This is a genomic window from Afipia massiliensis, assembly GCF_001006325.2.
GTDB classification, from domain to species: domain Bacteria; phylum Pseudomonadota; class Alphaproteobacteria; order Rhizobiales; family Xanthobacteraceae; genus Afipia; species Afipia massiliensis_A.
On sequence record NZ_LBIA02000001.1, the window covers coordinates 3,809,299 to 3,834,618 of the forward strand.

At 61.7% G+C, this 25,320-nt stretch carries 19 protein-coding genes, 2 tRNA genes and 2 pseudogenes; 12 read left to right on the forward strand and 11 right to left on the reverse strand.

Annotation, left to right across the window (positions count from 1 at the left end):
- The first annotated feature begins 38 nt into the window (after nucleotides 1-38).
- The 4 genes from YH63_RS18430 to YH63_RS18445 all read left to right on the forward strand — a co-directional run bounded on the left by YH63_RS18430 (nucleotide 39) and on the right by YH63_RS18445 (nucleotide 9,272).
- Complete coding sequence (locus YH63_RS18430; protein WP_046826348.1) at nucleotides 39-3,191, forward strand: efflux RND transporter permease subunit; 3,153 nt, start codon at nucleotides 39-41, stop codon at nucleotides 3,189-3,191.
- A gap of 158 nt (nucleotides 3,192-3,349) precedes the next feature.
- Entirely contained in the window at nucleotides 3,350-6,454 is a 3,105-nt protein-coding gene (locus YH63_RS18435; RefSeq protein ID WP_046826347.1) for an efflux RND transporter permease subunit, read from the forward strand.
- Between the two features lie 58 nt (nucleotides 6,455-6,512).
- Nucleotides 6,513-8,444 carry an ABC transporter ATP-binding protein/permease gene (locus YH63_RS18440; protein ID WP_046826346.1) on the forward strand — a complete coding sequence of 644 codons (1,932 nt, stop codon included), beginning with the start codon at nucleotides 6,513-6,515 and terminating at the stop codon, nucleotides 8,442-8,444.
- Between the two features lie 66 nt (nucleotides 8,445-8,510).
- Nucleotides 8,511-9,272 (forward strand): tRNA-uridine aminocarboxypropyltransferase, encoded by a 762-nt coding sequence (locus tag YH63_RS18445; protein ID WP_046826345.1) that lies wholly within the window; start codon nucleotides 8,511-8,513, stop codon nucleotides 9,270-9,272.
- Nucleotides 9,273-9,373: 101 nt separating this feature from the next.
- On the opposite strand, the gene YH63_RS21700 is transcribed toward YH63_RS18445, so the two are convergent.
- From YH63_RS21700 to YH63_RS18470, 6 genes are all read right to left on the reverse strand, one after another.
- Nucleotides 9,374-9,535 carry a hypothetical protein gene (locus YH63_RS21700; protein WP_170978712.1) on the reverse strand — a complete coding sequence of 54 codons (162 nt, stop codon included), beginning with the start codon at nucleotides 9,533-9,535 and terminating at the stop codon, nucleotides 9,374-9,376.
- 182 nt (nucleotides 9,536-9,717) lie between these two features.
- Nucleotides 9,718-10,023 (reverse strand): hypothetical protein, encoded by a 306-nt coding sequence (locus YH63_RS18450; RefSeq protein WP_046826344.1) that lies wholly within the window; start codon nucleotides 10,021-10,023, stop codon nucleotides 9,718-9,720.
- 117 nt (nucleotides 10,024-10,140) lie between these two features.
- A tRNA-Asn gene (locus YH63_RS18455) sits at nucleotides 10,141-10,215 on the reverse strand.
- Between the two features lie 104 nt (nucleotides 10,216-10,319).
- Nucleotides 10,320-10,393, reverse strand: a tRNA-Cys gene (locus YH63_RS18460).
- Between the two features lie 121 nt (nucleotides 10,394-10,514).
- Nucleotides 10,515-10,802, reverse strand: coding sequence for a hypothetical protein (locus YH63_RS18465; protein WP_046826343.1), 288 nt, complete (start codon nucleotides 10,800-10,802; stop codon nucleotides 10,515-10,517).
- Complete coding sequence (locus YH63_RS18470) at nucleotides 10,799-11,446, reverse strand: hypothetical protein (RefSeq protein WP_246658083.1); 648 nt, start codon at nucleotides 11,444-11,446, stop codon at nucleotides 10,799-10,801. The genes YH63_RS18465 and YH63_RS18470 overlap by 4 nt, the downstream gene beginning before the upstream one ends.
- Before the next feature lie 159 nt (nucleotides 11,447-11,605).
- On the opposite strand from YH63_RS18470, the gene YH63_RS18475 reads away from it, so the two are divergent.
- From YH63_RS18475 to YH63_RS18500, 6 genes are all read left to right on the forward strand, one after another.
- On the forward strand, nucleotides 11,606-12,271 hold the full coding sequence (locus YH63_RS18475; RefSeq protein ID WP_046826341.1) for a protein-L-isoaspartate O-methyltransferase family protein: 666 nt from the start codon (nucleotides 11,606-11,608) through the stop codon (nucleotides 12,269-12,271).
- 189 nt (nucleotides 12,272-12,460) lie between these two features.
- Nucleotides 12,461-13,873 (forward strand): TolC family outer membrane protein, encoded by a 1,413-nt coding sequence (locus YH63_RS18480; RefSeq protein ID WP_046826340.1) that lies wholly within the window; start codon nucleotides 12,461-12,463, stop codon nucleotides 13,871-13,873.
- A gap of 381 nt (nucleotides 13,874-14,254) precedes the next feature.
- The gene (locus YH63_RS18485; RefSeq protein WP_046826339.1) at nucleotides 14,255-15,058 is read left to right on the forward strand and encodes a PopZ family protein; all 804 of its coding nucleotides are present in this window, start codon (nucleotides 14,255-14,257) and stop codon (nucleotides 15,056-15,058) included.
- 219 nt (nucleotides 15,059-15,277) lie between these two features.
- On the forward strand, nucleotides 15,278-18,136 hold the full coding sequence (locus YH63_RS18490) for a valine--tRNA ligase (RefSeq protein WP_046826338.1): 2,859 nt from the start codon (nucleotides 15,278-15,280) through the stop codon (nucleotides 18,134-18,136).
- Nucleotides 18,133-19,299, forward strand: coding sequence for an MFS transporter (locus YH63_RS18495; protein WP_046826337.1), 1,167 nt, complete (start codon nucleotides 18,133-18,135; stop codon nucleotides 19,297-19,299). The genes YH63_RS18490 and YH63_RS18495 overlap by 4 nt, the downstream gene beginning before the upstream one ends.
- 49 nt (nucleotides 19,300-19,348) lie before the next feature.
- Complete coding sequence (locus tag YH63_RS18500) at nucleotides 19,349-19,735, forward strand: VOC family protein (protein ID WP_046826336.1); 387 nt, start codon at nucleotides 19,349-19,351, stop codon at nucleotides 19,733-19,735.
- Nucleotides 19,736-20,048: 313 nt separating this feature from the next.
- Here the strand turns inward: YH63_RS18500 and YH63_RS21870 are convergent.
- The 3 genes and pseudogenes from YH63_RS21870 to YH63_RS18515 form a co-directional block, all read right to left on the reverse strand.
- Nucleotides 20,049-20,138 (reverse strand): annotated as a pseudogene (locus YH63_RS21870) (DNA-3-methyladenine glycosylase); the annotation flags it as partial.
- Nucleotides 20,139-20,152: 14 nt separating this feature from the next.
- Complete coding sequence (locus YH63_RS18510) at nucleotides 20,153-21,298, reverse strand: hypothetical protein (protein ID WP_052753790.1); 1,146 nt, start codon at nucleotides 21,296-21,298, stop codon at nucleotides 20,153-20,155.
- Nucleotides 21,299-21,332: 34 nt separating this feature from the next.
- The gene (locus YH63_RS18515) at nucleotides 21,333-21,926 is read right to left on the reverse strand and encodes a DNA-3-methyladenine glycosylase (RefSeq protein ID WP_046826335.1); all 594 of its coding nucleotides are present in this window, start codon (nucleotides 21,924-21,926) and stop codon (nucleotides 21,333-21,335) included.
- A 193-nt stretch (nucleotides 21,927-22,119) separates the two neighbouring features.
- On the opposite strand from YH63_RS18515, the gene lipA reads away from it, so the two are divergent.
- Together lipA and YH63_RS18525 are read left to right on the forward strand one after the other, a co-directional pair.
- The gene (lipA, locus tag YH63_RS18520; protein ID WP_046826334.1) at nucleotides 22,120-23,079 is read left to right on the forward strand and encodes a lipoyl synthase; all 960 of its coding nucleotides are present in this window, start codon (nucleotides 22,120-22,122) and stop codon (nucleotides 23,077-23,079) included.
- Nucleotides 23,080-23,088: 9 nt separating this feature from the next.
- A complete protein-coding gene (locus YH63_RS18525; protein WP_433995102.1) occupies nucleotides 23,089-23,559 on the forward strand; it encodes a type II toxin-antitoxin system RatA family toxin in 471 nt (156 codons plus the stop codon).
- A gap of 34 nt (nucleotides 23,560-23,593) precedes the next feature.
- Here YH63_RS18525 and YH63_RS18530 read toward each other — a convergent pair.
- Nucleotides 23,594-24,064 (reverse strand): annotated as a pseudogene (locus YH63_RS18530) (CinA family protein); the annotation flags it as partial.
- Nucleotides 24,061-25,269 carry a bifunctional 2-C-methyl-D-erythritol 4-phosphate cytidylyltransferase/2-C-methyl-D-erythritol 2,4-cyclodiphosphate synthase gene (locus tag YH63_RS18535; protein WP_083992518.1) on the reverse strand — a complete coding sequence of 403 codons (1,209 nt, stop codon included), beginning with the start codon at nucleotides 25,267-25,269 and terminating at the stop codon, nucleotides 24,061-24,063. The pseudogene YH63_RS18530 and the gene YH63_RS18535, both read right to left, overlap by 4 nt.
- Between the last annotated feature and the right edge of the window lie 51 nt (nucleotides 25,270-25,320).

The following is a 25,320-nucleotide window of genomic DNA, read 5'->3' on the forward strand; positions in this document are numbered from 1 at the left end:
TCGCCGTTTTCTAGCGTCCAACCTGTGAGCGCGTATCGATGAGCGTCTCTGAGCCATTTATCCATCGGCCGATCGCGACCTCGCTGCTCGGCATCGCGCTGATGATCGGCGGCGCGCTCGGATACTGGGCGCTGCCGGTGTCGGCTTTGCCGCAGGTCGACTTCCCGACGGTGCAGGTCACGACCCAGTTGCCGGGCGCAAGTCCCGATGTGGCGGCGTCGCTGATCACCGCGCCGCTGGAGCGGCAGCTCGGGCAGATTCCGTCGCTGGTCTCGATGACGTCGACGAGTTCATTCGGCGTCAGCCAGATCTCGCTGCAGTTCGATCTCAACCGTGACATCGACGGCGCGACGCAGGACGTGCAGGCCGCGATCAACGCCGCAGCAGGCGTGTTGCCGAAGAACCTGCCGTACCCGCCGACCTATGCAAAAGTAAATCCAGCCGATGCGCCGGTGCTGACGCTGGCGATGACGTCGGACACATCGCCGCTACGCGCAATGAGCGATCTCGCCGACACCATGATGGCGCAGCGGCTGGCGCAGATTTCCGGCGTCGGCCGCGTTTCGATTCTGGGCGGACTGAAACCCGCTGTTCGTGTGCAGGCCGATCTCGCCCGGCTCGCGGCCTACGGCATCTCGATGGAAGACCTGCGCACGGCGATTGCGGGCGCCAACGTGTCCGGCCCGAAAGGATCGCTCGACGGCGCGCAGCAGGCTTACACCATCGCAGCGAACGACCAGATCGCCACCGCAGAGGCCTACAAGCCGATCATCATTGCCTATCGCAACGGTTCGCCGGTCACCATCGGGGACGTTGCCAGGATCGTCGACGGGCTGGAGAACGAGAAGACCGGCGCCTGGTATCAGGGCAAGCCTGCGGTTGTCATCGAGATCCAGCGCCAGCCGGGCGCCAACGTCATCGACGTCGTGCGGCAAATCCGCGAAGAAATCCCCAAGCTGCAGAAAGCCGTTCCGGCCGGCATCGACGTCGCCATCGTCAGCGACCGCACCGTCACCATTCGCGCCTCGGTTCACGACGTCCAGTTCACGCTGGTGCTCAGCGTCGTTCTGGTCACGCTGGTGGTGCTGATCTTCCTGCGTTCGCTGCGCGCAACGCTGATCGCGGGCGTAGCGCTGCCGCTGTCGCTCATTACGAGTTTCGGCGTGATGTACTTCGCCGGCTTCAGCCTCGACAACCTGTCGCTGATGGCGCTGACCATCGGAACCGGGTTCGTGGTCGACGACGCCATCGTGATGATCGAGAACATCGTTCGCCATATGGAAAATGGCGAGAACGCCATGGAAGCGTCGCTGCGCGGCGCGAGCGAAATCGGGTTTACAGTCATATCGCTGACGGTGTCGCTGATCGCGGTATTCATCCCGCTGTTGTTCATGTCGGGTCTGGTCGGGCGCATGTTCCGGGAGTTCGCGCTGACGCTGACAATTGCCGTGGTCACATCCGCGGTCGTGTCGTTGACGTTGACGCCGATGATGTGCTCGCGGCTGCTGAAGCGGCACGACGAGGAATTCGCCGTTCCCGGTCTCGCCACGCTCAGCGGCTGGATCGACAAGATGGTTGCGTTTTACGAGCGCACGCTGCTGGTGGTGCTTCGGCATCAGCGCGCGACGCTGGTCGTAACCTTCCTGACCATCATTGCAACGCTCGCGCTTTATGTCGTCGCCCCGAAGGGCTTCCTGCCGCTGCAGGATACCGCGTCGATCACGGCGGTCACCGAAGCCGGCCCAGAAGTGTCGTTCGCGGACATGCGGCTGCGGCAGACCCAGGTCGCCGATGCCATCAAGGCCGATCCTGACATTGTCGGCGTCGTCTCGGTGATCGGGGCGGGATCGGTCAACCCGACAACCAATGTTGGCCGTCTTGTCCTGACGCTGAAGCCGCGCGGCGAGCGCGACACCGATATCACCGTGGTGATCGCTCGGCTGAAACAGCGTGTGGCCGCTGTTCCCGGCATGACAGTCTATTTTCAGGCGGTGCAGGATGTCCAGATCAGTACACGCGCCAGCAGGTCGCAATATCAGTACACCTTGAGCGCCACCGACGCGCCCTCCGTCATCGAATGGTCGAACAAGCTCGTGCAGGAGATGCGGCGCGATCCGCTGTTCCGTGACGTGTCGTCGGACGGGCAGGAGGGCGGTCTCCGCGCGCTGGTCAATGTCGATCGCCAGCGCGCCGGCCAGCTCGGCGTTTCGGTGCAGGCCGTCAACGACACGCTGAACGACGCTTTCGCCCAGCGCCAGATTTCAACGATCTTCGGTCAGGCCAATCAGTACCGTGTCGTGCTCGAAGCGTTGCCGGAATATCAGCGCGATCCGTCGGTGTTGTCGAAGCTGTACGTGCCGGGCGCCGCCGGTGCATCAGGGGCGCCCACTGCGCAGGTGCCGATCGACGCCGTGGCCACGATCACCCGCACCACGGCGCCGCTGTCGATCTCGCATCAGTCGCAATTTCCGTCGGTCTCGCTGTCGTTCAACCTCGCGCCTGGCGAGTCGCTCGGCAATGCCGTTCAGCGGGTCGCGGAGATCGAAAAGCGCATCGGCATGCCGGGAAACATCGTCGGCCTGTATTCGGGCGACGCAGCGGAGTTTTCCAAGTCGCTGGCGGGCCAGCCGTGGCTCATCCTCGCCGCGCTGGTGACGATCTACATCGTGCTCGGCGTGCTGTACGAGAGCTACATCCATCCGATCACCATTCTTTCGACGTTGCCGTCGGCGGGCGTCGGCGCGATTCTGGCGCTGATCCTCTGCGGGCAGGACCTGTCGGTGATCGGCTTGATCGGCATCATTCTGCTGATGGGTATCGTGAAAAAGAACGCGATCATGATGATCGACTTCGCGCTCGAAGCGGAGCGGCATCAGGGCCTGTCGTCTTACGATGCCATCGTGAAAGCTTGCCTGCTGCGGTTCCGCCCGATCATGATGACGACGCTGGCCGCGCTGTTCGGCGCCTTGCCGCTGGCGCTCGAGAGCGGGACGGGGTCCGAGCTGCGGTTTCCGCTCGGCGTCTCGATCATCGGCGGCCTGATCGTCTCGCAGATCCTGACGCTCTACACCACGCCAGTGATCTATCTCGCGCTTGACCGGATCAACCGCCGGATCGAAGCCGTCGTGCCGCCGGATGAGCCCGGCAAGCCGTCGCCTCCGATCGCAGGAGCCACGGAGGGCGTGCAGTGATCCGGTTCTGACATTCGTATCACACTCTTCGCGGGCACTTTACGAATGTCAGAACCAAAGGATCACTGCCATTATAGTAAGCTAGTGTCCTTTCGTATCCGACGTTTGCTCGGAAGGCGCTGCAGAATGAAGCAAACGTCGGATACGGGACACTAGGAATGCCCTCCATCTCCGAACCATTCATCCGCAGGCCGGTCGGCACCACGCTGCTGGCGATCGGCCTGTTTCTGGTCGGAGCCGTCGCCTACAATTTCCTGCCGGTCGCAAGCATTCCGTCGGTCGATTTTCCATCGATCCGCGTGTCCGCGTCGCGCCCCGGTGCCGATCCGACCATCATGGCCTCGACCGTCGCCGCACCTCTGGAGCGGCGGCTCGGCGAGATCGCCGGCGTCGATCAGATCACGTCCACAAGTTCGCTGGGATCAACCAGCATCTCGCTTCAGTTCGCGATCGGCCGCAACATCGACCGCGCGGCGCGCGACGTGCAGGCGGCGATCAATGCCTCGCTCGCGGATCTGCCGACCGATCTGCCGACCCTGCCGCGGTTTCGCAAGGCCAATCCGGCAGCCTCTCCGGTCCTGATCATCGCGCTGACCTCGAAGACTATGCTGCCGAGCGCGATCTACGACATCGCGGATACGGTCATCAATCAGCGCATTTCGCAGGTTCCTGGTGTCGGTGAAGCCACCGTCAGCGGCGCGGACCAGCCCGCGGTCCGGATTCAGCTCAATCCCGGTGCACTGGCGACGGCGGGTATTTCCAGCGACGATGTCCGCACCGCCATCATCAATGCCAATGCGATCGGACCTGTCGGCGCGTTCAACGGTTCTGCGCTGAGCGAAACCATCGCCACAAATCCGCAGATGCGGACCGCCGCCCAGTTCCGCGACATCGTCATCAAGTCTGCGAACGGCAACTTCGTGCGGCTGTCGGATGTGGCCGACGTCAGCGACGCGACCCGCAACAGCCGTTCCATCGCCTGGTTCAACAAGCAGCCCGCGGTTCTTATCACCGTAACCAAGCAGCAGGACGCCAACGTCATCGAGACGGTGGATCGCGTCAAGGCGCTGCTGCCCGAGCTGAAGCAGTGGATTCCCGGCGGGGTCGAGATTTCAATTCTCTCCGACCGCACCGGGACCATCCGGGCCAACGTCGAGGACATGGAGTGGACGCTGGGCGCAACCGCGTTCCTCGTGATGCTCGTGGTGTTCGTGTTCGTGCGCCGGATGACGCCGACCATCGCGGCGGGCATTTCCGTCCCGCTGGCGCTGGCGGGCACATGCGCGATGATGTGGGTCGCCGGGTTCTCGATCAACAACCTGTCGCTGATGGCGCTGGCGGTGTCCGTCGGCTTCGTGGTCGACGATGCCATCGTCATGATCGAGAACATGTATCGCAACCTCGAGGAGGGCATGAAGCCCTATCAGGCGGCGCTGCTTGGCGCGAAGCAGATCGGTTTCACCGTGCTGTCGATCAGCATCTCGCTGGTGGCGGCATTCATTCCGCTGATCTTCATGGACGGGATCGTCGGGCGGCTGTTCCGCGAATTTTCGCTGACCCTGACGTTCGCCATTCTGGTCTCGATGGTGGTGTCGCTGACCGTGACGCCGATGATCTGCGCGCACTATATCAAGACCACGGTTTCACCTGATGCCACGTGGTTCGACCGGCTTGTCGAAGGCAGCCTGTCGGGAATGGTCAGGTTCTACGAGCGGACGCTGCATGTCGTGCTGCGGTTTCCGTTCCTGACCATGGTGGTCTTCGTCGCGACCATCGCCCTGACGATCACGCTCTACATCAAGACGCCGAAGGGATATTTCCCGCAGGATGACAGCGGCCTTGTGATCGGCGCGACACGCGCGTCGCCCGACGTGTCGTTTCAGGCGATGCTCGGTCTGCAGCAGCGCGTTGCGGATATCGTCATGGCCGACCCGGCCGTCGCCGGAATCGGTTCGAGCCTCGGGAGCGCCAGCGGCTTCGGCGGCTCCAACACCGGCCGCATGTTTATCAGTCTCAAGGAACCTGCGGAGCGCGCAGGAGTGAGCACCCAGCAGGTGATCGATCGGCTGAGGCGAAAGCTCGGGGCCGTGCCCGGCATTCGCCTGTTCATGTTTGCCGCGCAGGATTTGCGGACCGGCGGACGTCAAAGCGACTCCAACTATCAGTACACGCTGATCAGTGCCGATCTCGACCTTCTGTCGAAATGGGCGCCGATCGTGGCGAAGAAGCTGGAGAGCGTCGAAGGCATCACGGATATATCCAGCGACCGCGAAGCATCAGGTTTGGCACTCAACCTCACCATCGACCGGAAGACTGCAGCGAGCCTCGGCGTGCAGGCTCAGGACATCGACAACGCGCTGAACAACGCTTTCTCGCAGCGGCAGATATCGATCATCTACACGCAGCGCAACCAGTATCAGGTCATTCTGGAAGCAGCCCAGCGGCTGCAGGGCGATCCGTCCTCGCTCGACAAGATCTACGTCGCCGGGGCGGGGGACACGCAGGTGCCGTTGTCGGCGGTCGTGCGGATGGAGCGTGGCCTGTCGCCGCTCTCCGTGTACCATCAGGGCTCTTTCCCCTCGAACACGATCTCGTTCAATGTGCCCGACGGCGTCCCGCTGCAGACCGCGACCGACAACATCCTGCGCGCGGTCGAGGAACTGCACATGCCGGAAGGCATCCGGGGCGAGTTCGCGGGCAACGCCGCCGACAGCCAGAAAACCGCAGGCAAGCAACCGTTGCTCATTCTCGGCGCGCTGATCGCCGTCTACATTGTTCTGGGTGTTCTGTATGAAAGCCTCGCGCATCCGCTGACGATCATTTCGACATTGCCGTCAGCGGGACTGGGCGCGCTGCTGGCCTTGCAGCTCACCAACACGCCGCTCACCGTGATCGCGTTTATCGGCATCATCCTTCTCATCGGCATCGTGAAGAAGAACGGCATCATGATCGTCGACTTTGCGCTCGAAGGGGAGCGGCAGCGTGGCTTGGCGTCGGAAGAGGCAATCTTCGAAGCCTGCCTTGCACGCTTCCGGCCGATCCTGATGACCACGATGGCGGCGCTGCTGGCGGCTGTGCCGCTGGTGCTGGCCACAGGGCCGGGCACTGAGCTGCGAAGGCCGCTCGGCATCACCATCATCGGCGGCCTGATCGTGTCCCAGATCCTCACTCTCTATACGACGCCGGTGATCTACCTGCTGATCGACCGGTTGCGGGGACGCGATAGGCCGAGGCCGCTGCCGCAGGCTGCGCCTGCCGAATAGCCGTTTGTGGCGCGCACAGCGTGGTGGAACTTTGCGGTTCCATCCGCGTTGGGCGGGTATGAATAAACCGCCGATTCAAGAAGTTGTCGCAGAAACCGGAAAGCCGGTTGAGGCTCCCCCGCCTGAAATGCTTGAGCCGGACCCGGCTCTGTCGCCTGAAGAACTCGAACAACTCAAACGCGATTATCTGCTGACCCGCTTCTGGATCAGCGCGCGCGGGTTTTGGGGGGCGGGCGGAGGCCGGCTCTCGCGAGTGCTGAGCGTCGGCCTGTTCGGACTCATCATCCTGCAAATTTCCTTTCAGTACGGCATCAACGTCTGGAACAGGGCGATCTTCGACGCCATCGAGAAGAAGGACGCCTCTACGGTGTTCTATCTGACCGGCGTCTTTTTCCCGTTGGCCATCGGGAGCGTCGCCGTCGGTGTCGTGCAGGTTTATACCCGCATGAACATTCAGCGGCGCTGGCGCGCGTGGCTGACGAACTCCGCCGTCTCGCGCTGGCTGGCCAACGGCCGCTACTACCAGCTCAATCTGGTCGATGGCGATCATCAAAATCCCGAGTACCGGATCGCTGAGGATTTGCGGGTTGCGACGGACGCGCCGGTCGATTTCGCGGCGGGTGTCACGCAGGCGTTTCTCTCGGCGACGACCTTCATCGTCGTGTTGTGGACCATCGGCGGCGCGCTCACACTGTCGATCGGCGGCAGCACCGTCACCATTCCCGGCTTCCTCGTGATCGCGGCCGTTCTGTACGCGGCGATTGCCAGCAGTTCGATGGCGATCATCGGCCGAAATTTCGTCTCGGTGTCCGAAGGCAAGAACCAGGCGGAAGCCGAGTACCGCTATGCGTTGATGCGCGTGCGCGAGAATGGCGAAAGCATTGCGTTGCTTGGCGGCGAGGAAGAAGAACGCTCAGGGATCGACAGGTCGCTCGGCAATGTTCTGCGGCAATGGGCAAGGCTGTGCGGGCAGCATATGCGAACCACGGTCGTGTCGCAGGGATCAAGCCTGATCGCGCCCGTCATTCCGATCCTGCTGTGCGCGCCGAAGTTCCTGGATGGAAGCATGTCGCTGGGTCAGGTCATGCAGGCTGCGTCGGCGTTCACGATCGTGCAGGCGGCGTTCGGCTGGCTGGTGGACAATTATCCACGCCTTGCGGAATGGAACGCAGGCGCACGGCGCATCGCGTCGCTGATGATGTCGCTCGATGGTCTTGAGCGCGCCGAAACCGGCGACGGCATCAATCGCATCCAGCGCGGAGAGACCGAGGGCGATGCGATGCTCCGCCTCAATGAATTGTCCGTCACGCTGAACGACGGCACCGCTGTTGTCGGAGAGTCGGAGGTGCTGATCGGGCCCGGTGAGCGTGTTCTTGTTGCCGGCGAATCCGGCACCGGCAAGAGCACGCTGGTCCGCGCCATTGCCGGGCTCTGGCCGTGGGGCGGCGGCAGTGTCGATTTCCATCCCGACCGCCGGATATTCATGTTGCCGCAGAAACCGTATGTGCCGTCCGGAACGCTGCGGCGCGCGATTGCGTATCCCGGCGCGGCGGACGACTGGACCGTCGAAACCATGGCGGAGACGCTCGAGAAAGTCGGGCTGGCGCATCTGAACGAGAAGATCGAGGAGGACGCGCCGTGGGATCAGACCTTGTCGGGCGGCGAAAAGCAGCGGCTGGCGTTTGCGCGGCTGCTCCTGCATCGCCCGGACATCATTGTCCTCGATGAAGCGACATCCGCGCTCGATGCAACCGGGCAGGACAAGATGATGCAGTTGCTTCAGGACGAGCTCAACGATGCGACCATCATCAGCGTGGCGCACCGCGCCGAGCTGGAAGAGTTTCACAGCCGCAAGATCACGCTCGAGCGGCGCAAGGGCGGCGCGAAGCTCGTCAGCGACATCGATCTCATTCCGCGCGAAGGCAAGCGGCGCCTGCTGGGCGGGTGGCTTCGACGGCGCCGGGCCCCACCGCCCAGCAAGGCGGCCTGACCGAATTGTCGCCAGCCGATGCCTGACAGGTTGCCGTGATCTGGTGCGCAGCGTATAGCCGGACCCATGTCAAAAGCCGCCAAAGCCAAGCCGGGCGCCGATGCGCCTGAAGAGATCGAAGAGTGCCCCCGCTGCGGCAAGCCGCTGCCGCTGTGCATCTGCGACAGCGTCACGCCCATCGCAAACCGGATCGAACTCCTGATCCTGCAGCATCCGCAGGAGCAGGACAGGGCGCTTGGCACCGCGCGGCTGACGGCACAGCATTTCAAGAAAGTGACCCACAAGATCGGCCTGTCATGGCCGAGCCTGTCCAAGGCGCTGGGCCGTTCCGTCGATCCGCTCGACTGGGCGATCCTCTATCTCGGCTCGGCGAAGGTCGCCGATCTCGCGACCGAACGGGACATCGTCGCCATCGACCGCAAGGGTGAGCTCGAGGAGAGCCAGCGATCGATCCTGAAGGACATCGAAGGCGTGGTGCTGCTCGACGGGACGTGGAGCCAGGCCAAGGCGCTGTGGTGGCGCAATGCGTGGATGCTGAAATGCCGGCGCATCATCCTTGGGCCAGCGCAGCCGTCACTCTACGGCAAGCTGCGCAAGGAGCCGCGGCGCGACGGACTGTCGACCATCGAAGCTGCGGGCATGGTGCTCAGTAGGCTTGAAGGACGCGCGGACATCGAGACGGAACTCAATGCGACGTTCCAGCGGATGCTGACACAGTATCGCGCCGTTCAGTCGACGATGCCCGAACTCGCGCCGAAGCCTCGGCCCAAGCGCGATTATCGGCGTCCGGAAAACAGGCGGGGCAAGGGCGCCAAGGCCTCGACCTGATTCTGATTGTCAGCAATCGCGGCGGGTAGACTAAGCTTGGTCATTGCGAGCGAAGTGAAGCAATCCAAAAACCAACAAGTAAGGCGTTAGCTGAAGCCGCGTCAGCGCCAGCCGGCGTTCTGCACCAGCAACACGCCGACGATGACCGCGAGTGTCACTGCAGTGGCGATCAACATCGACCGTCCGCCCATGCCACGGCCGATCCACCACAGCAGCGCCGCGCCCATCAGGATCGGAACAATAATGTCGAGAGGTGAGTTCATTCCCGGCTTCCTGTGACGGCTAGTGGAGTGGATTTGACATTCGCTACCCAAGCGCTGCGAGTCCGCGAAGCGAATGTCAAATCCAAAACTCCACTAGAAACTTATACTTGCTAGTGGTCCGTCGATTCTAACATTCGCAAGGATACCCGCTGTAATGGGATGCGAATGTTAGAATCGGACCACTAGGACTGTCCGTTCTTCCGGCCCAGCCATTTTCGCTCGACCCATCCAAGCGCATGGGCAAGCGGCCGCTGAAGGAACGGCACGTCCTGGGCAATCAGCATCAGGCCGAGCGGCAACATCCAGAGGCCCAGAATGGGCAGGAAACTGAAAATGCCGCCAACGACAAGAAAAAAGGCGAGGGGAATCCGCACCAATCGCGATGACGGCTGACGCAACCAGCGCACGAAACGGCCGCCTTTTTCCGGAAGCCGATCCGCGATCCACTCAAAGTGGCGGTTAAGCTCGGCCCTGGATTCTGCACTCACTTCAAAACCGCCTGTTCCATTCCGGGATTGCCCGCCGCGCCCTTCGAGAAGCTAGGCACATGCGCAGGCCCCCGCAAGGCAGGGAAGGATCGGGAACAGTTAAGTGATTGATTTGATTGGCTCCCCGGGCTGGATTCGAACCAGCGACCATTCGATTAACAGTCGAATGCTCTACCGCTGAGCTACCGAGGAATACTGCTGAAGCAGCAATGGGCCGCCTATAGCAAAGGCCCCGAGTCTTGCAAAGCGTAAATCGCCGAAAAAAGAGCGATGTGTGTGAATGGATAAGAGAATATTGGAGGCCACGACCGGAATTGAACCGGTGTACACGGTTTTGCAGACCGTTGCGTAACCACTCCGCCACGTGGCCCCACTGGCGGAGTAGTTACAAGGGCACAGGCACTTATGCAATCCCGTGACCGGGGGCCGTCTTTATGCCGCAGCCGAGCCCGGTTGGGCGGATTTGCGGCGGTGATAACCACGCCCTCAATTTAGCTGCTGCCCTTGGCGTTGCTTGCCGTGATCACCTTCATCAGGGCTTCGACCGGAAAACCGCTGCGATGCATGGTGCAGAGGACATCGATCATCTGATCGCTGGGCTCATTCGCGGACATCAATGCCGCGCGCACCTCGGGCGGCAGGTCGTCGAACTCGCCCATCTGCCGCCGGACAGTCGACAAGCCGGTTGCGGACAGCGCGCCGGACCCAGACTCCGGAACTGATGTGTCCGTACCCGATGCCGGCATTCCGCTGCGGCGTTTGCGCTGATCTTTCTTCATTTGAATGAATTGGCTGCCACGTCATAGGTCCAGGTCAGGCGGCCATCCGTGAAGATCACGGACCGGAATCCGAGATCGCGCGCCCTGTCGAATATCTTGCCGGATCTCGCGAGACTGAGAACCGTCGGCCGATCCATCTTGAAATACTTGATGCTCAACACCGTCTCGTGCTCGTCGGACGTGCCGATATCCATTGAAAGCCCCCGCCGCGACATCTGCTTGCGGGTGTCGGCTGCGAATTTCCTGCGGCCCTCGACGTTGCCGGCGAGCGAATCAAGTTTGGCGTCGATGTTGTTGGTGCCGAGCTTGCGGACATATTCGCGCTCGTTCTTCTGCATCGCGGCCAGCAGCTTCTTGGCCCGTGGCGCTTCCGGGGCAGACGGATCGATCGACTTGAGGTCGGCCTTCGCGGCGTAATAGTCGGCCAGCGCCGGGAGTTTCTGCCCGCGCTTCGCCGAAGCATCTCCGAGCGCCTTCATGATGGCAGCAGCGCGCTCGACCATCTTCTTGCGCTTGGGAGCCTGATCCGCGGTGTCCGCCGGTGTCGCGGCCGTTTGCGCAGGGGCGGGGATGATGCTTGCGCCGATCATCAGTGCAGCCAGCACCAGGCCAGAAATGTGAAAGCGGAACGGAAGTGTTGTCATATGATGTGCCATCATTTCCCACCATGCCCCGGCATGCTGCCATCGGCCGTAAGCCCATACCATAGACAGGCTTGCAACGTATTCTGCCTTGCCGCAAATATGCCCGCGCCGGATACGTCGATCCGGCTGTCCCAATCAGTTCCGTCTTGAGGTTATCCCATGTCAGATTTCACGGCCGCGCGGCAGAATATGGTCGACTGTCAGGTGCGTCCGAGCGATGTGACGGACCTGCGCATCATTGATGCGATGCTCGCGGTGCCGCGCGAACAGTTCGTGCCGGACGGCAAGCGTCCGATCGCCTATCTGGATATGGATATCGATGTTGCCGCGGACGGGCAGGCGAAACGCCACCTGATCAAGCCCGCGGTGCTTGCAAAAATGCTGCAGGCAGCAGCGATCTCCGACACGGATCGTGTGCTGGTGGTCGGCTGCGCGACCGGCTATTCGGCGGCTGTCGTTGCGCACCTCGCTGCCGAGGTGTTCGCCACCGAGCCTGATTCGTCGCTGGCAGCCGCGGCGACAAAGAATCTGGCGGGTCTGGGTCTCGCCAATGTGACGGTGATCGCGGCTGCGCCTGCCGATGGCGACCGCGCTCGCGGGCCGTATGACGTCATCGTCATGGACGGGGCCACGGAAATCGAGCCTCACGGACTCTATGAGCAGTTGAAGATGGGCGGCCGGCTTGTCGGCGTCTTTGCGACCCGCAAGCCTCCACGGGCGACCTTGGTAGCGCGCTCACCGGCGGATTTCGGCAGCCGGATGCTTTTTGATGCCTCCGCGCCGGTCTTGACGGGTCTGGAGCGCCGTCCGGCGTTCACTTTCTAGGATCGCTTTCTCGGAATCACGCAGGTGTGGCTACAATGTCCCAGCCACACTGTTTCGGTGGCACCCGGGCGGGACGGGGTTTCCCCCCGGCTTGCCGATGCTAGACTGACGCGCACGGGCAAAGGCGACTCAGTTACCCGGTGTACGGGCGCCCAAATGGCGAGCGGAACCGGTTTGGGGACAGACGTAATGCAAGCTAAAAATCGGACGAAACTCAGTGCGGGTGTCGCTCTCGCGGCTCTCTTGATGGGTCAGCTCGCCACAACGCCTGTCATAGCCGACACCATCGAAGCCGCACTGGTGCGTGCCTACCAGAATAACCCGCAATTAAACGCTCAGCGCGCATCGGTCCGCGCTACTGACGAAAGCGTGCCGCAGGCGCTCTCCGGTTACCGTCCACGCGTCGCCGTGACGGCCAGCGCCGGAACCCAGTACACCGACACCGCGCAGAACACCCAGGTTGGTGGGCGCGTGAGCACCACCAGCATCGCGGGCGTGAATGCGCCGCGCTCGGTCGGCGCAACGGTGACCCAGACGTTGTTCAACGGTGGGCAAACTGCCAACCGCACCCGCTCGGCGGAAAGCCAGGTCTCCGCAGCGCGCGAAGGTTTGCGCGTGCTCGAACAGACCGTGCTGTTCTCGGCTGCGACGATCTACATGGATTACCTGCGCGACTCGGCCATCGTTGAGGTGCAGAAGAGCAACGTCCGTGTGCTCGAGCAGACCCTCAAGCAGACCCGCGACCGCTTCAACGTCGGCGAAGTGACCCGCACCGACGTGGCCCAGTCCGAAGCCCAACTGGCGAACGGCCGTACCCAGCTTCTGACGGCGGAATCGAACCTGACGTCCACGCGCGCAAACTTCCGCCGCATCATCGGCAACGACCCCGTCAATCTTGCGCCTGGTTCACCCGTTGATCGTTTCCTGCCGACCACGCTGAACGGCGCGATCGATCGCGGTCTTCTGGAAAACCCCAACGTGACTGCCGCCATGTACGGCATCGACGTCAGTTTCCTTCAGGTCAAAGTCAGCGAAGGTGCGCTGTTCCCGGTTGTCACGCTTCAGGGCAGCGTGCAGCAGTCCTATGAGAGCACGATGTCCCAGTACCGGGCATTCGGCGCGTCCGCCGTCGCCCAGTTGACCGTACCGGTCTATCAGGGCGGCGCAGAATATGCCTTGATCCGTCAGTCGAAAGAAACGCTGGCGCAGCAGCGCCTCAATCTCGAACAGGTTCGCGATCAGACCCGCGCGACCGTTGCGCAGGCGTGGGGCCAGCTTACTGCCGGCAAGGCGCAGGTTCAGTCGGCGCAATCGCAGGTGACCGCGTCTGAAATCGCGCTCAACGGCGTTCGCGAAGAGGCGAGGGTCGGGCAGCGCACGACGCTCGACGTCTTGAACGCGCAGCAGGCGCTGGTGAACGCCCGCGTCGCGCTGGTGACGGCGCAGCACGATCGCGTCGTCGCGTCCTACAGCGTGCTGAACTCCATCGGACGTCTGTCGCCGAGCGTGCTGAAACTCGCGACCAACGTCTACGATCCGAGCGTCCACTATCATCAGGTGCGCGATAGCTGGTTCGGCGTACGGACTCCCGACGGCCGCTAGGCCGTCGGTCGCGGCAGCCATCCGGCTACCGCCTTTTAAGCACTGCCATCAAGCACTGTCATTCCGGGGCGCGAGCGCTTGTGAGCGAGCCCGGAATCCAGAAATTGCTTCCGATGAACTCTTCGGGATTCCGGATCGGCCCGCTTGCGCGGGCCGTCCGGAATGACGTGCAAGGCGAGAGAGACAAGCCTTAGGCCTCGGTGTTGGACGCCGGCACAAACGGCCGTCAGCGCTGTGATCAACCGGCCGACTTTGCAGGCCGTTGCTTGCAATCAATTGTTGCCATGACATACCGTTCTGAAGGGTCGCTAAAGCGATTCGTGACGGTGGTGTGCGGCTCTGCAGGTCCTATGATCTGGAGCCGAGGATTTGGAGTCGGAGATGACGCAACCGGCAAAGGCGCAGGAGCCCTCCATGGAGGAGATTCTGGCGTCGATCAGGCGCATCATTTCGGATGACGAAGCGAAACCGGCTGCAGGAACTGCCGCACCGGCTGCGGCGGCTCCGGTTGCTGCTGTTCCGGCTGCCGCGCCTCCAAAGACCGAAGTTCCCAAGGCGGAAATGTCCCGTCCCGCACCGGCGCGTCCGGTGATGTCGGGCATTCCGCCGTCCAAGATCGCACCGGCTAAACCGGCTGTTGCTGCGGCGCCTGCACCTAAGCCGGCTCCTGCACCTGCAGCAAAGAACAGCCAGGACGAAATCGACGCGATGATGGCGAGCTTTGATGCGCCCGCCGCGCCGCCAAAGGCCGAAGAGCCTGAGGAAGACAATGATGTGTTCGAACTGACTGAACAGATGGCGGTGCCGGAAACGCCTCCGCCGTCGTTCAACAAGATCGAACCCGAGGATGATCTGGAGTTTACCGAGTCGCCGATGGTTCAAGTTTCTCCTCACCGCGCCCCGGCGATGGAAGCGCCCAGCTTCACCGAGCGGGCGCCGCCGCGCGAAATGCCTTCGCCCCAGATGTCGTCGCAGCAGATTCTGTCGGGCTCGACGGTGTCCGCGGTCGAGTCCGCTTTCAACGCGCTGCAGAACACCGTCCTGAGCAACAACGCCCGGACGCTGGAGGATCTCGTCAAGGAGATGCTCCGTCCGATGCTGAAGTCCTGGCTGGACGACAATCTGCCCCAGTTGGTCGAGCGGATCGTCAAGGCCGAGATCGAACGGGTCTCCCGCGGCCGCTGACCGCGCGCCAAAGCAAGCCATCCAAGGCAGGCGGCTTTACCCAGAACCTTCAATTCCTGGCAGGAAGTGCCCGGAATACCGCAGGTTTTGCTTTCAGGGCCAACACCCAATATAGTTGTGCTCGCGTTTCCGAACGCATTCCGGATTTCACAACGCCTGAAAACGCGCTAGAGCGCGCTGGATGCGTTCCAGCGCGATAAACCCACGATTGCACGCAAGATGATCGAGAAAAATTATCAGCCCGCCGAAATCGAGACCCGCATCGCCAGCGCCTGGGAAGACGCCGGCGCGTTCAAGGCCGGACGGCCCGAGCGGCGCGAGGCCGAACCCTTCACCATCGTGATCCCGCCGCCGAACGTCACCGGCTCGCTGCACATGGGACACGCGCTGAACAACACGCTGCAGGACATCCTGTGCCGGTTCGAGCGTATGCGCGGCCGCGACGTGCTTTGGCAGCCCGGCACCGATCACGCCGGCATCGCCACCCAGATGGTGGTCGAGCGGCAGTTGATGGAACGGCAGGAGCCGGGCCGCCGCGACATGGGGCGCGCGAAGTTTCTGGAGCGGGTCTGGAAGTGGAAGGCCGAGTCCGGCGGCGTCATCGTCAACCAGCTCAAGCGCCTCGGCGCATCGTGCGACTGGTCGCGCGAACGCTTCACCATGGACGAGGGGCTGTCGCGCGCCGTCGCGAAAGTGTTCGTCGAACTCTACGCGCAGGGCCTGATCTACAAGGACAAGCGGCTGGTCAATTGGGATCCGAAACTGCTGACCGCGATTTCGGACCTCGAAGTCCAGCAGATCGAGGTCAAGGGCAGCCTCTGGCACCTGCGTTATCCGCTCGAAGGCGTCGCCTATAACGCGGAAGATCCCTCGACCTACATCGTGGTCGCAACCACGCGCCCCGAGACCATGCTCGGCGACACGGCTGTCGCCGTGAACCCGGATGACGATCGCTACAGACATCTCGTCGGCAAGAGAGCGGTGCTGCCGCTGGTCGGTCGCCTGATTCCGATTGTCGCCGACGAGTACTCCGATCCGGAGAAGGGCTCGGGCGCGGTGAAGATCACGCCGGCGCACGACTTCAACGACTTCGAGGTCGGCCGCCGCCACAGCCTGCGCTCCATCAGCGTGCTCGATCAGGAAGGCCGCATGTCGCTCTCCGGCAACGAGGATTATCTGCGCGACCTGCCGGAAGCCGCATTGATCTTCGCGGAAGAACTTGACGGCAAGGACCGCTTTGCCGCGCGCAAGCTGATTGTCGCGAGGCTCGAGGAAACCGGCTTCCTCGACAAGATCGAACCCAACACGCACATGGTGCCGCACGGCGACCGTTCCGGCGTCGTGATCGAGCCGTATCTGACCGACCAGTGGTACGTCGACGCGAAGACGCTCGCCGCCCCCGCGATTGCCGCGGTGCGCAGCGGTGAGACCGCGTTTGTGCCGAAGAACTGGGAGAAGACCTACTTCGAGTGGATGGAGAACATCCAGCCGTGGTGCATCTCGCGTCAGCTCTGGTGGGGTCATCAGATTCCGGCGTGGTACGGCCCGGACGGCAAGGTGTTCGTCGCCGAGACCGAAGACGAGGCCGTCGGCAAGGCGCTCGGCTACTACGTCGAGAAGGAAATCATCACGGAAGAGCAGGGCCATGACATGGCCGTCGATCCGGCGAAGCGCGAGGGCTTTATCACGCGCGACGAAGACGTGCTCGACACATGGTTCTCGTCGGCGCTGTGGCCGTTCTCGACGCTCGGATGGCCGGATACCGACGTTGACGTGAAGCGCTACTACCCGACCAACGTGCTCGTGACGGGCTTCGACATCATTTTCTTCTGGGTCGCCCGGATGATGATGATGGGCAAGCATTTCATGAAGGACGTGCCGTTCCCGACGGTCTATATCCACGCCCTCGTCCGCGACGAGAAGGGCGCAAAGATGTCGAAGTCGAAAGGCAACGTCATCGATCCGCTGCACCTGATCGACGACTACGGCGCCGATGCGCTGCGCTTTACGCTGGCCGCGATGGCGGCGCAGGGCCGCGACATCAAGCTCTCGACCCAGCGCGTCGAGGGCTACCGCAACTTCGCGACCAAGCTGTGGAACGCATCGCGCTTCGCAGAAATGAACGGCTGCGCACTGGCCGAGGGGTTCGATCCGTCGAAGGCCAAGGAGACGCTCAACCGCTGGATCGCGCATGAAACCGCGCGCGCCACCCGCGAGGTCACCGACGCCATTCAGGCCTATCGCTTCAACGACGCAGCCGGCAGCATGTACCGCTTCGTCTGGAACATTTATTGCGACTGGTACCTCGAACTCGCAAAGCCCGTGCTGATGGGCGCGGACAGTCCGGCCAAGGTCGAGACGCAGGCCAGCATCGCCTGGGCACGCGACGAGATCCTGAAGCTGCTGCATCCGTTCATGCCGTTCCTCACGGAAGAGCTCTGGGCGGTGACGGCGCAGCGCAACGGGCTGCTCGCACTGGCTGAATGGCCGCTGAAGGCACCGGCCGAGCCGATCTTTGAGCCGGCGATCGCCGGCGATCCGATGGCGATGCCGGTCATCGTTGTGCCGGCGCCGGAGATCGAACAGTTCAGCGATCCTGCGGCCGAGGCTGAAATCGGCTGGCTGATCGAACTCATCTCGGCAATCCGCTCCATGCGCGCCGAAATGAACATCCCGCCAGCCACGTTGTTCCCGCTGGTGCTGGTCGGTGCATCCGCCGACATCAAATCCCGCGCGGAGCGCTGGAGCGATGTGATGAAGCGTCTGGCGCGGCTGGGCGACATTTCGTTTGCCGATCGCGCGCCGGATGGTTCGGTGCAGTTGCTGGTGCGCGGCGAGGTGGCTGCGATCCCGCTCAAGGGCGTGATCGATCTCGCTGCTGAAAAGGTCCGCCTCGACAAGGAACTCGCGAAAGCTGACGCCGACATCAAGCGCGTCGACGCTAAGCTCGGCAACGAGAAGTTCGTCGCCAATGCGCCGGAAGAGGTGATCGACGAGCAGCGCGAGAAGCGTGACGAAGCCGAAGCCCGCAAGGCGAAGATTCTCGAAGCACTGGAGCGGCTGAAGGACGTGGCGTGAGCTCGGCACGCTCCACATTCGGCGCGCTTTTTCTCCTTTGGCTCGCAGGGAATGGCCTTCGTCTGACCATCCTTGCGGTCCCGCCGGTGCTGGCGCTCATCATTCTCGATCTCAAGCTTTCCGGCACCGAAGTCGGAATTCTCAACGCCATTCCGGTTTTTCTGTTCGCTCTGGTCGCGATCCCGGGCTCGCTGCTGATCGCGCGTGTCGGTGCCGTGCCCGCGCTGATCATCGGGCTTTTGATCGCTGCGGCGGGTTCGGCCTTGCGCGGCCTGACGTCCGATACGATCGTGCTTTACATCACAACCGTCGTCATGGCGGCGGGGATCGCGGTGATGCAACCGGCGATGCCGCCGATTGTCCGCCAATGGGTGCCGAGGCAGATCGGCTTCGCCACCGCCGTTTACACCAACGGACTTCTGTTCGGCGAAATCTTCCCGGTGCTTCTTGCCGCCGTGATATTGCCGGTCGTCGGCGGAAGCTGGCGGGCCAGCCTCGTGCTGTGGTCAATTCCGCTGGTCGTCATCGCGCTCATCATCTTCTGGTTTCAGCCGGGAGGGAAGAGCGCGCCGGTCTCCCGCCCACGCCAGTGGATGCCGGATTGGCGCGATCCGTTGCTCTGGAAGCTCGGCCTGATGATGAGCACCAGCAACCAGCTTTACTTCTGCTCCAACGCGTTCCTTCCCGGATTTTTGCTTCACACCGAGCGTACGGACCTGATTGGTCCCGCGCTCACCGCGCTGAACGTCGGGCAGTTGCCGGCGTCGTTCATTCTGCTGGTCATGTCGAGCCCATGGGAACGAAAGAAGTGGCCGCTCATTGGTGGCGCGGTGATTGGACTCGCCGCCATTGCAGGCGTTTTGTCCGCAACGAGCCTGTGGGGCGTTCTGGCGGCAGCCGCCTTTATCGGCTTTTCCTGCGCGGTTGTGCTGACCCTCGTTCTGACGCTGCCCGCTCTGCTGGTTGCATCCGATGACGTGCCCCGCATGTCTGCGGGGGTATTCACAATCGGTTATGGCGTCGCGATGCTCATCTCAATCATCGGCGGGATCGCGTGGGACGCCAGCGGAAATCCGGCGTTTGCATTCATACCCATCGCAATCGCAACACTTCCCGTCATTTTGTTTGCATTGCTGACCGACTTCTCAAAACGCCGGGCCTGAATGTAGTCTGGCTAGTGAACATCACGGAGTGATAATCCCGGAGTGACCGATGCTCGATCATGTTTCGATTACCGTCTCCGACATAGCGGCTGCTGAGCGGTTCTATGATGCGATCATGAATGCGCTTGGCGTCGTCAAGATCGGACGCCGAGATGATTGGCTTGGCTACGGCGAACGCTCGCGTTCCGCTTATCCCGATCGCGTCTACATCTCGATCCGCAAGGGCGCGAAGCCCGAGGACGCCGCCGGCCGGCACTGGTGCTTCAAGGCGAAGTGGCAAACTCAGGTTGATGCATTCTGGGACGCGGGGCTCGCAGCAGGCGGCAGCGACGATGGCGCGCCGGGCCTGCGCAACTACCACGCGTCCTATTACGCCGCGTTCCTGCGCGACCCGGACGGCAACCGGATCGAAGCCGTCTGCCATGCGGCGATTTGATTCAGGTCAAATTGTCTCTCTCGTCATTGCGAGCGAAGCGAAGCAATCCAGCTTTTGAAAAGCGAGAACTGGATTGCTTCGTCGCTACGTTCCTCGCAATGACGGCTTGTGAGGGACGAGTATTGCGAATGCCTGCATTCTGATGGATGCACGTTTTCGAGGCTTGCGTGCCTTCACGGTCATGCACGCGGCGCATAACAAGCGCGCGCTTCGACGGAGCTACGTCGCCGCGATGCAAACATCGCGAAATTCTGAGATGTCGCGGTTACGTCACCGGTTCGCCTTTTGCAGCGAAGTTCGTCACCGTTTCGCCTTATGCCGGAAACGGCTTGCTGAGAAATTTCGAGCCCTTCAATCCGTAGCGCCACGGTAGCTCCACCGCCTTGGTGATGCCGATACGGATGCGACAATCCGAAGCTAGTCAAAGATAAGTTTCAGAGTTCCCCGCTCCACGTCGTTCAGATAATCGATATTCTCGGTTATGGCCTCTACCAGTCGTTTCTTAGCTCGATTAAATTGACTCGTTATCCGAGGGAGGGCTTCTACGGTTTGTTTAAAGGCGATCATGGTATCGCGCGTACCAATCGCGTTGGTAAGCATCTCACTGAACCCTTGAGTCATGGCATGTTTAGCTTTCGCAAGCTCTTCTTCTTTAAGATTTCCGAGAATGATCAGTTGAAGCTCAGTTTGAGCCTCAAACAAATTTCTGAACAGAATGCGAGCTCGCGATGATCGATCAAGAAGTTGTTGGGCATTGGTCACCAGAAAGGCAGCGAAATCGTTTGCGGATGACTTTTTGACAGTTGTCGATACGTCCGCTGCATTAAGCTGTTCAAAAGTTGCGGTCTGCTTTGTCGCTTCGTTGCCAATTTCATCTACAATTTTTGATAGACCCTCTAACTCACGAGTCATTTCAGCTACGGCTCTTTCGGACGCCTCCATTAAATCGAGAAATCCTGGCTCGTCAGGTTCGTCAAAGTTGGTTAGTTCAATTGATGTCAGAGCAGGCGCTGAGGTATTCTGGACCTCCTTTGCAGAGTTAAGCAACTTCATTACCGCGCGCTGGACATTTATGCGAACGGCTTTGGATAGTTCTCCGGGCTCAAGGAAGGTGCTATAAAGTATTCCCTGCTCCCCAAGCTGTGATCGAAAAGCGAGAACATCTGCGAGTTCGCCAGCGTCTATTTTCGATAAGGCTGGAATGGAATCTTTAAAATATATCTGTATCCGCTGATCCTCAAAGACGCTTTCGGTAGCAGCGATGGCTTTTTCGATTTCCTCGATGCTGCCAGATCGAAACGATTTTGTTGGCGTACCTAACTTTGCCCCGAAAACGGCAATAAGCATGTCATAGGATTGGAACAGTTGCTTGTTGATGACTGCTTGAGGTTCGGTCCCAATGCCGGGGGATACGGATTCTTCCCACCCGATAGCTCGAACAGATATATTGCTGCCTTCGAGTTGCATGTTTAATTCAGCGATTGCCTCAAAAACTGCTTTTCTCTCTTCGAATACGTCGCTAGGTGACGCGATAACCAGTCGGTATTCTGTAATGTTGCGCATTCCGGTTCCTATGAGGCGGTTGAGTGCTTACTGCTTAACGAAATGGCTTGCTGAGAAATTTCGAGCTCTTCAATCCGTAGCGCCACGGTAGCTCCACCGCCTTGGTGATACCGATACGGATGCCGCTGACGATCTCGGGCTTTCGCAGCCGCGCGTAAATCGCAATCGGAGGTGCGTCGAGCGGCAGCGCATTGTGCTTGTCGCTCACGCCCATCGCTTCGCAGAGTTTGCCCGGTCCAGAACACAGCATTCGTTCGTCGTGCAGTCCGCGGTGGCGACGCATCGCCGGGATGCCGTGGGTCGGCTCGATCGCGCGGATTAGTACGGCGCTCGCGGAGCCTTCCTTTTCGCAGACAAAGTTCATGCACCAGTGGATGCCGTAGGAGCGGTAGACGTAGAGAAACCCCGGCGGGCCGAACATCACCATGTTGCGCGGCGTCGGCCCGTTGAACGAGTGCGCCGCCGGCTCCGTGTGGTGATAGGCCTCGACCTCGGTGATGATGCCGCCGACACCGTCCACCAGCAGCGTCGCCCCGATCAGGTCAGGAGCAACCTCATGGACGCTGCGGGCAAAGAATTTGCGCGTCAGCAGGCGTCCTGCAGGGGCGGGAAGGCGGTTTTCAGCCATTTATGGGCAGGGGATGTGCGCGGAGGGCCATGCTGGACTGCTTCAGGACGTGATATGCATTCCAGGGTAAGGCATGATCCCGAAAAGTGGAAACCGGTTTTCGGAAAAGATCATGCCCTATCAAGGCGACGCAGATAGCTTGCGCCAAGGGGGCGGCAGGCTTAGGTAAGTCGAGGGAAATCGCGGACTTTTCATGGTTGTTCTGATCGATACGGTATCTTCCAATCAGGTGCGCCCGCGCCATCCGGAGAAGGTCAACCGGCCGGATTCGAAGTCGCCGGCGAAGCCCGACTGGATTCGCGTGCGCGCGCCGAATTCGCGCGGCTATGCAAACACCCGCAACATCGTCAAGGAAAACGGGCTCGTTACCGTATGCGAGGAAGCGGGCTGCCCGAACATCGGCGAATGCTGGGACAAGAAGCACGCCACCTTCATGATCATGGGTGACACCTGCACCCGGGCCTGCGCCTTCTGCAACGTCAAGACCGGCATGCCGAACGCGCTCGATGCGTCGGAGCCGGAGCATGTGGCACTGGCCGTCTCGAAGCTCGGCCTGAACCATGTCGTTATCACCTCGGTGGACCGCGATGATCTCGCCGACGGCGGCGCCGATCATTTCGCGAAAACCATCCGCGCGATTCGCGCGAGCTGCCCGACCACGACGATCGAGATTCTGACGCCGGATTTCCTGCGCAAGGACGGCGCACTGGAGCAGGTCGTTGCGGCCAAGCCCGATGTGTTCAATCACAATCTGGAAACGGTGCCGTCGCGCTATCTGACCGTGCGGCCCGGCGCGCGCTACTTCCATTCGATCCGGCTGCTGCAGCGGGTCAAGGAAATGGACCCGACTATTTTCACCAAGTCCGGCATCATGGTCGGCCTCGGCGAGGAGCGTCACGAGGTGTTGCAGGTGATGGACGACCTGCGCTCGGCGGATGTCGATTTCCTTACCATCGGCCAGTACCTGCAGCCGAGCCTCAAGCATCATGCGGTGATGCGCTATGTGACGCCGGATGAATTCGGCGGCTACGAGAAGGTTGCCTACACCAAGGGGTTCCTGATGGTTTCTGCGAGCCCGCTGACGCGCTCCTCGCATCACGCCGGCGAGGATTTCGCCAAACTGCAGGCGGCACGCGAAGCAGCCGGACGCTAGCCTTCCACGATGCCACACTTTTCAAACAAGCGCCGCGTGCATCACAGCGCGGACAAAATGTTCGATCTCGTCGCCGACGTCGAGCGGTATCCCGAATTCGTGCCGTTGTGCCAGTCGCTGAAAGTCCGCCAGCGGACGGCGAAGCCTGACGGCCGCGAGGTCATCGTAGCCGACATGACGGTGTCGTTTCAGCTTGTCCGCGAGAAATTCACAAGCCGGGTGACGCTCGATCGTCCGGACCTGAAAATCATGGTCGAGTATCTGCAAGGTCCGTTCAGCAAGTTCGAGAACCGCTGGACCTTCGAGGCGAAATCCGATCATGCCTGCGTCGTCGGATTCTTTATCGCCTACGAGTTCAAGAGTCGGATACTCGCGGTGCTGATGGGCGCGATGTTCGACGCAGCTTTCCACCGCTTCGCCGCGGCGTTCGAGAAACGCGCGGACGCAATCTATGGGCGGCCGCGCGTGGGCGCTTCTTGATCGGTGGCTGCGGTCCGCGCGCCATCTCCGTCAGCATCTTCAGCGCTTCCACGACCGACTGCTCGCGGACATTGTTGCGGCCGACCGCGCCGAAACGGCACTCCTTGTGCGCGATGCGGCCATCGCGCGCGGCGACCGCCAGATGCACCAGTCCCACGGGTTTTCCCGGCGTTGCGCCGCCGGGGCCTGCGATCCCGGTAATCGAAACCGCCAGATCGACATCGGCATGTTCGAGCGCACCGAATGCCATCGCGGTCGCGGTTTCCTTGCTCACCGCACCGAATGTTTCCAACGTCGAGGTCTCGACGCCGAGCATCGCGTGCTTGGCTTCGTTGGAATAGGTGACGAAGCCGCGATCGACCACATCGGAAGAGCCGGGAATTTCGGTCAATGCCGCCGCGACCAGACCGCCGGTGCAGGATTCGGCGGTCGCAATCGTCAGCTTGCGCATCCGGCACAGATCCAGCAACGAGCGGGAGAGGGCGCGAATGGCGCTGGCGCTCATGCGAACTGCTCGCTTGGGTCAGAAGATTCTTGCCAAGGCAGGCGGATCGTTGCGCTGGCGGTCGCGGCAATGCCTTCCTGGCGTCCGGTAAATCCGAGCCGCTCGCTCGTTGTCGCTTTCACGGCGACGCGCGACTGCGGAAGCCCGGTGATCTCGGCGATCTTCGCGCGCATCGCATCACGCAACGGACCAATTTTCGGCGCTTCGCAAATCATCGTCACTTCGAGATGCGCGATACGGCCGCCGCGCTTGCCGACGAGTTCGACGGCATGTTTCAGGAATTGATCGGATGCCGCGCCCTTCCACTTCGGATCGCTCGGCGGGAAATGCGAGCCAATGTCGCCGTCCGCCAGCGCGCCGAGGATAGCGTCGACAATGGCATGCAGTCCGACGTCGCCGTCGGAGTGAGCAAGGAAGCCACGATTGAACGGCACGCGCACGCCGCACAGCATCAGGTGATCGCCGTCGGTCAGCGCATGCACATCGTAGCCGGTGCCGGTGCGGATATCGCCCAGCATGGCGCCGAGGCGCGCTTCTTCGCGTGCAAAGTCTTCGGGGGTGGTGAGCTTCATGTTCGCAGCATCGCCTTCAAAGGTCGCGACCGTCAATCCTGCCCATTCGGCAATTGCAGCGTCGTCGGTAAAATCATCGCGGCCCTCGCGCGCGGCACGGCGATGGGCTTCCAGAATAACGTCGAAACGAAACGCCTGCGGCGTCTGCGCGATCCGTAAGTTCGCACGATCCGGCGTCGCCTGTACCGCGCCCGATCCATCTACGACCTTGATGGTGTCAGTCACCGAAACAACAGGGATGGCTGCGCCTGTGATCAGCGCGGCATCGATGGCGCGAGAGATCACCTTGTCGGTGACGAACGCACGCGCCGCGTCGTGAATGAGAACGATGTCCGGGGCCTCACTCGCAAGCGCTTCAAGACCGGCACGAACGGAAGCCTGCCGCGTCGCGCCGCCGCTCACAGGCGTTTGATATTTGAGATGGCACACCGCCTGGTCGAAAATGTCGGCGTCGTCCGGATTGCGCACCGGCTGAACGGCGAAGACATCCGGATGTGTGCAGAACGGCTCCATAGCCCTCGAAAGGACGGTTTTACCGCCGATGGATCGGTATTGCTTGGGGCCGCCAGTGCCGGCGCGAAGCCCGCGGCCGGCGGCAACGATGATAGCAGCAGTCCGTTTTGAAGTTGGCATGAGTAGGTAACGACCGTCCGAGCAGGGTGGATGAGCCGAATGTTGGCAGGT

Coding starts and splice junctions, on each gene's coding strand:
- YH63_RS18430 (WP_046826348.1), top strand. CDS start 39: ATGAGCGTCTCTGAGCCATTTATCCATCGGCCGATCGCGACCTCGCTG.
- YH63_RS18435 (WP_046826347.1), top strand. CDS start 3,350: ATGCCCTCCATCTCCGAACCATTCATCCGCAGGCCGGTCGGCACCACG.
- YH63_RS18440 (WP_046826346.1), top strand. CDS start 6,513: ATGAATAAACCGCCGATTCAAGAAGTTGTCGCAGAAACCGGAAAGCCG.
- YH63_RS18445 (WP_046826345.1), top strand. CDS start 8,511: ATGTCAAAAGCCGCCAAAGCCAAGCCGGGCGCCGATGCGCCTGAAGAG.
- YH63_RS21700 (WP_170978712.1), bottom strand. CDS start 9,535: ATGAACTCACCTCTCGACATTATTGTTCCGATCCTGATGGGCGCGGCG.
- YH63_RS18465 (WP_046826343.1), bottom strand. CDS start 10,802: ATGAAGAAAGATCAGCGCAAACGCCGCAGCGGAATGCCGGCATCGGGT.
- YH63_RS18470 (WP_246658083.1), bottom strand. CDS start 11,446: ATGACAACACTTCCGTTCCGCTTTCACATTTCTGGCCTGGTGCTGGCT.
- YH63_RS18475 (WP_046826341.1), top strand. CDS start 11,606: ATGTCAGATTTCACGGCCGCGCGGCAGAATATGGTCGACTGTCAGGTG.
- YH63_RS18480 (WP_046826340.1), top strand. CDS start 12,461: ATGCAAGCTAAAAATCGGACGAAACTCAGTGCGGGTGTCGCTCTCGCG.
- YH63_RS18485 (WP_046826339.1), top strand. CDS start 14,255: ATGACGCAACCGGCAAAGGCGCAGGAGCCCTCCATGGAGGAGATTCTG.
- YH63_RS18490 (WP_046826338.1), top strand. CDS start 15,278: ATGATCGAGAAAAATTATCAGCCCGCCGAAATCGAGACCCGCATCGCC.
- YH63_RS18500 (WP_046826336.1), top strand. CDS start 19,349: ATGCTCGATCATGTTTCGATTACCGTCTCCGACATAGCGGCTGCTGAG.
- YH63_RS18510 (WP_052753790.1), bottom strand. CDS start 21,298: ATGCGCAACATTACAGAATACCGACTGGTTATCGCGTCACCTAGCGAC.
- YH63_RS18515 (WP_046826335.1), bottom strand. CDS start 21,926: ATGGCTGAAAACCGCCTTCCCGCCCCTGCAGGACGCCTGCTGACGCGC.
- lipA (WP_046826334.1), top strand. CDS start 22,120: ATGGTTGTTCTGATCGATACGGTATCTTCCAATCAGGTGCGCCCGCGC.
- YH63_RS18525 (WP_433995102.1), top strand. CDS start 23,089: ATGCCACACTTTTCAAACAAGCGCCGCGTGCATCACAGCGCGGACAAA.
- YH63_RS18535 (WP_083992518.1), bottom strand. CDS start 25,269: ATGCCAACTTCAAAACGGACTGCTGCTATCATCGTTGCCGCCGGCCGC.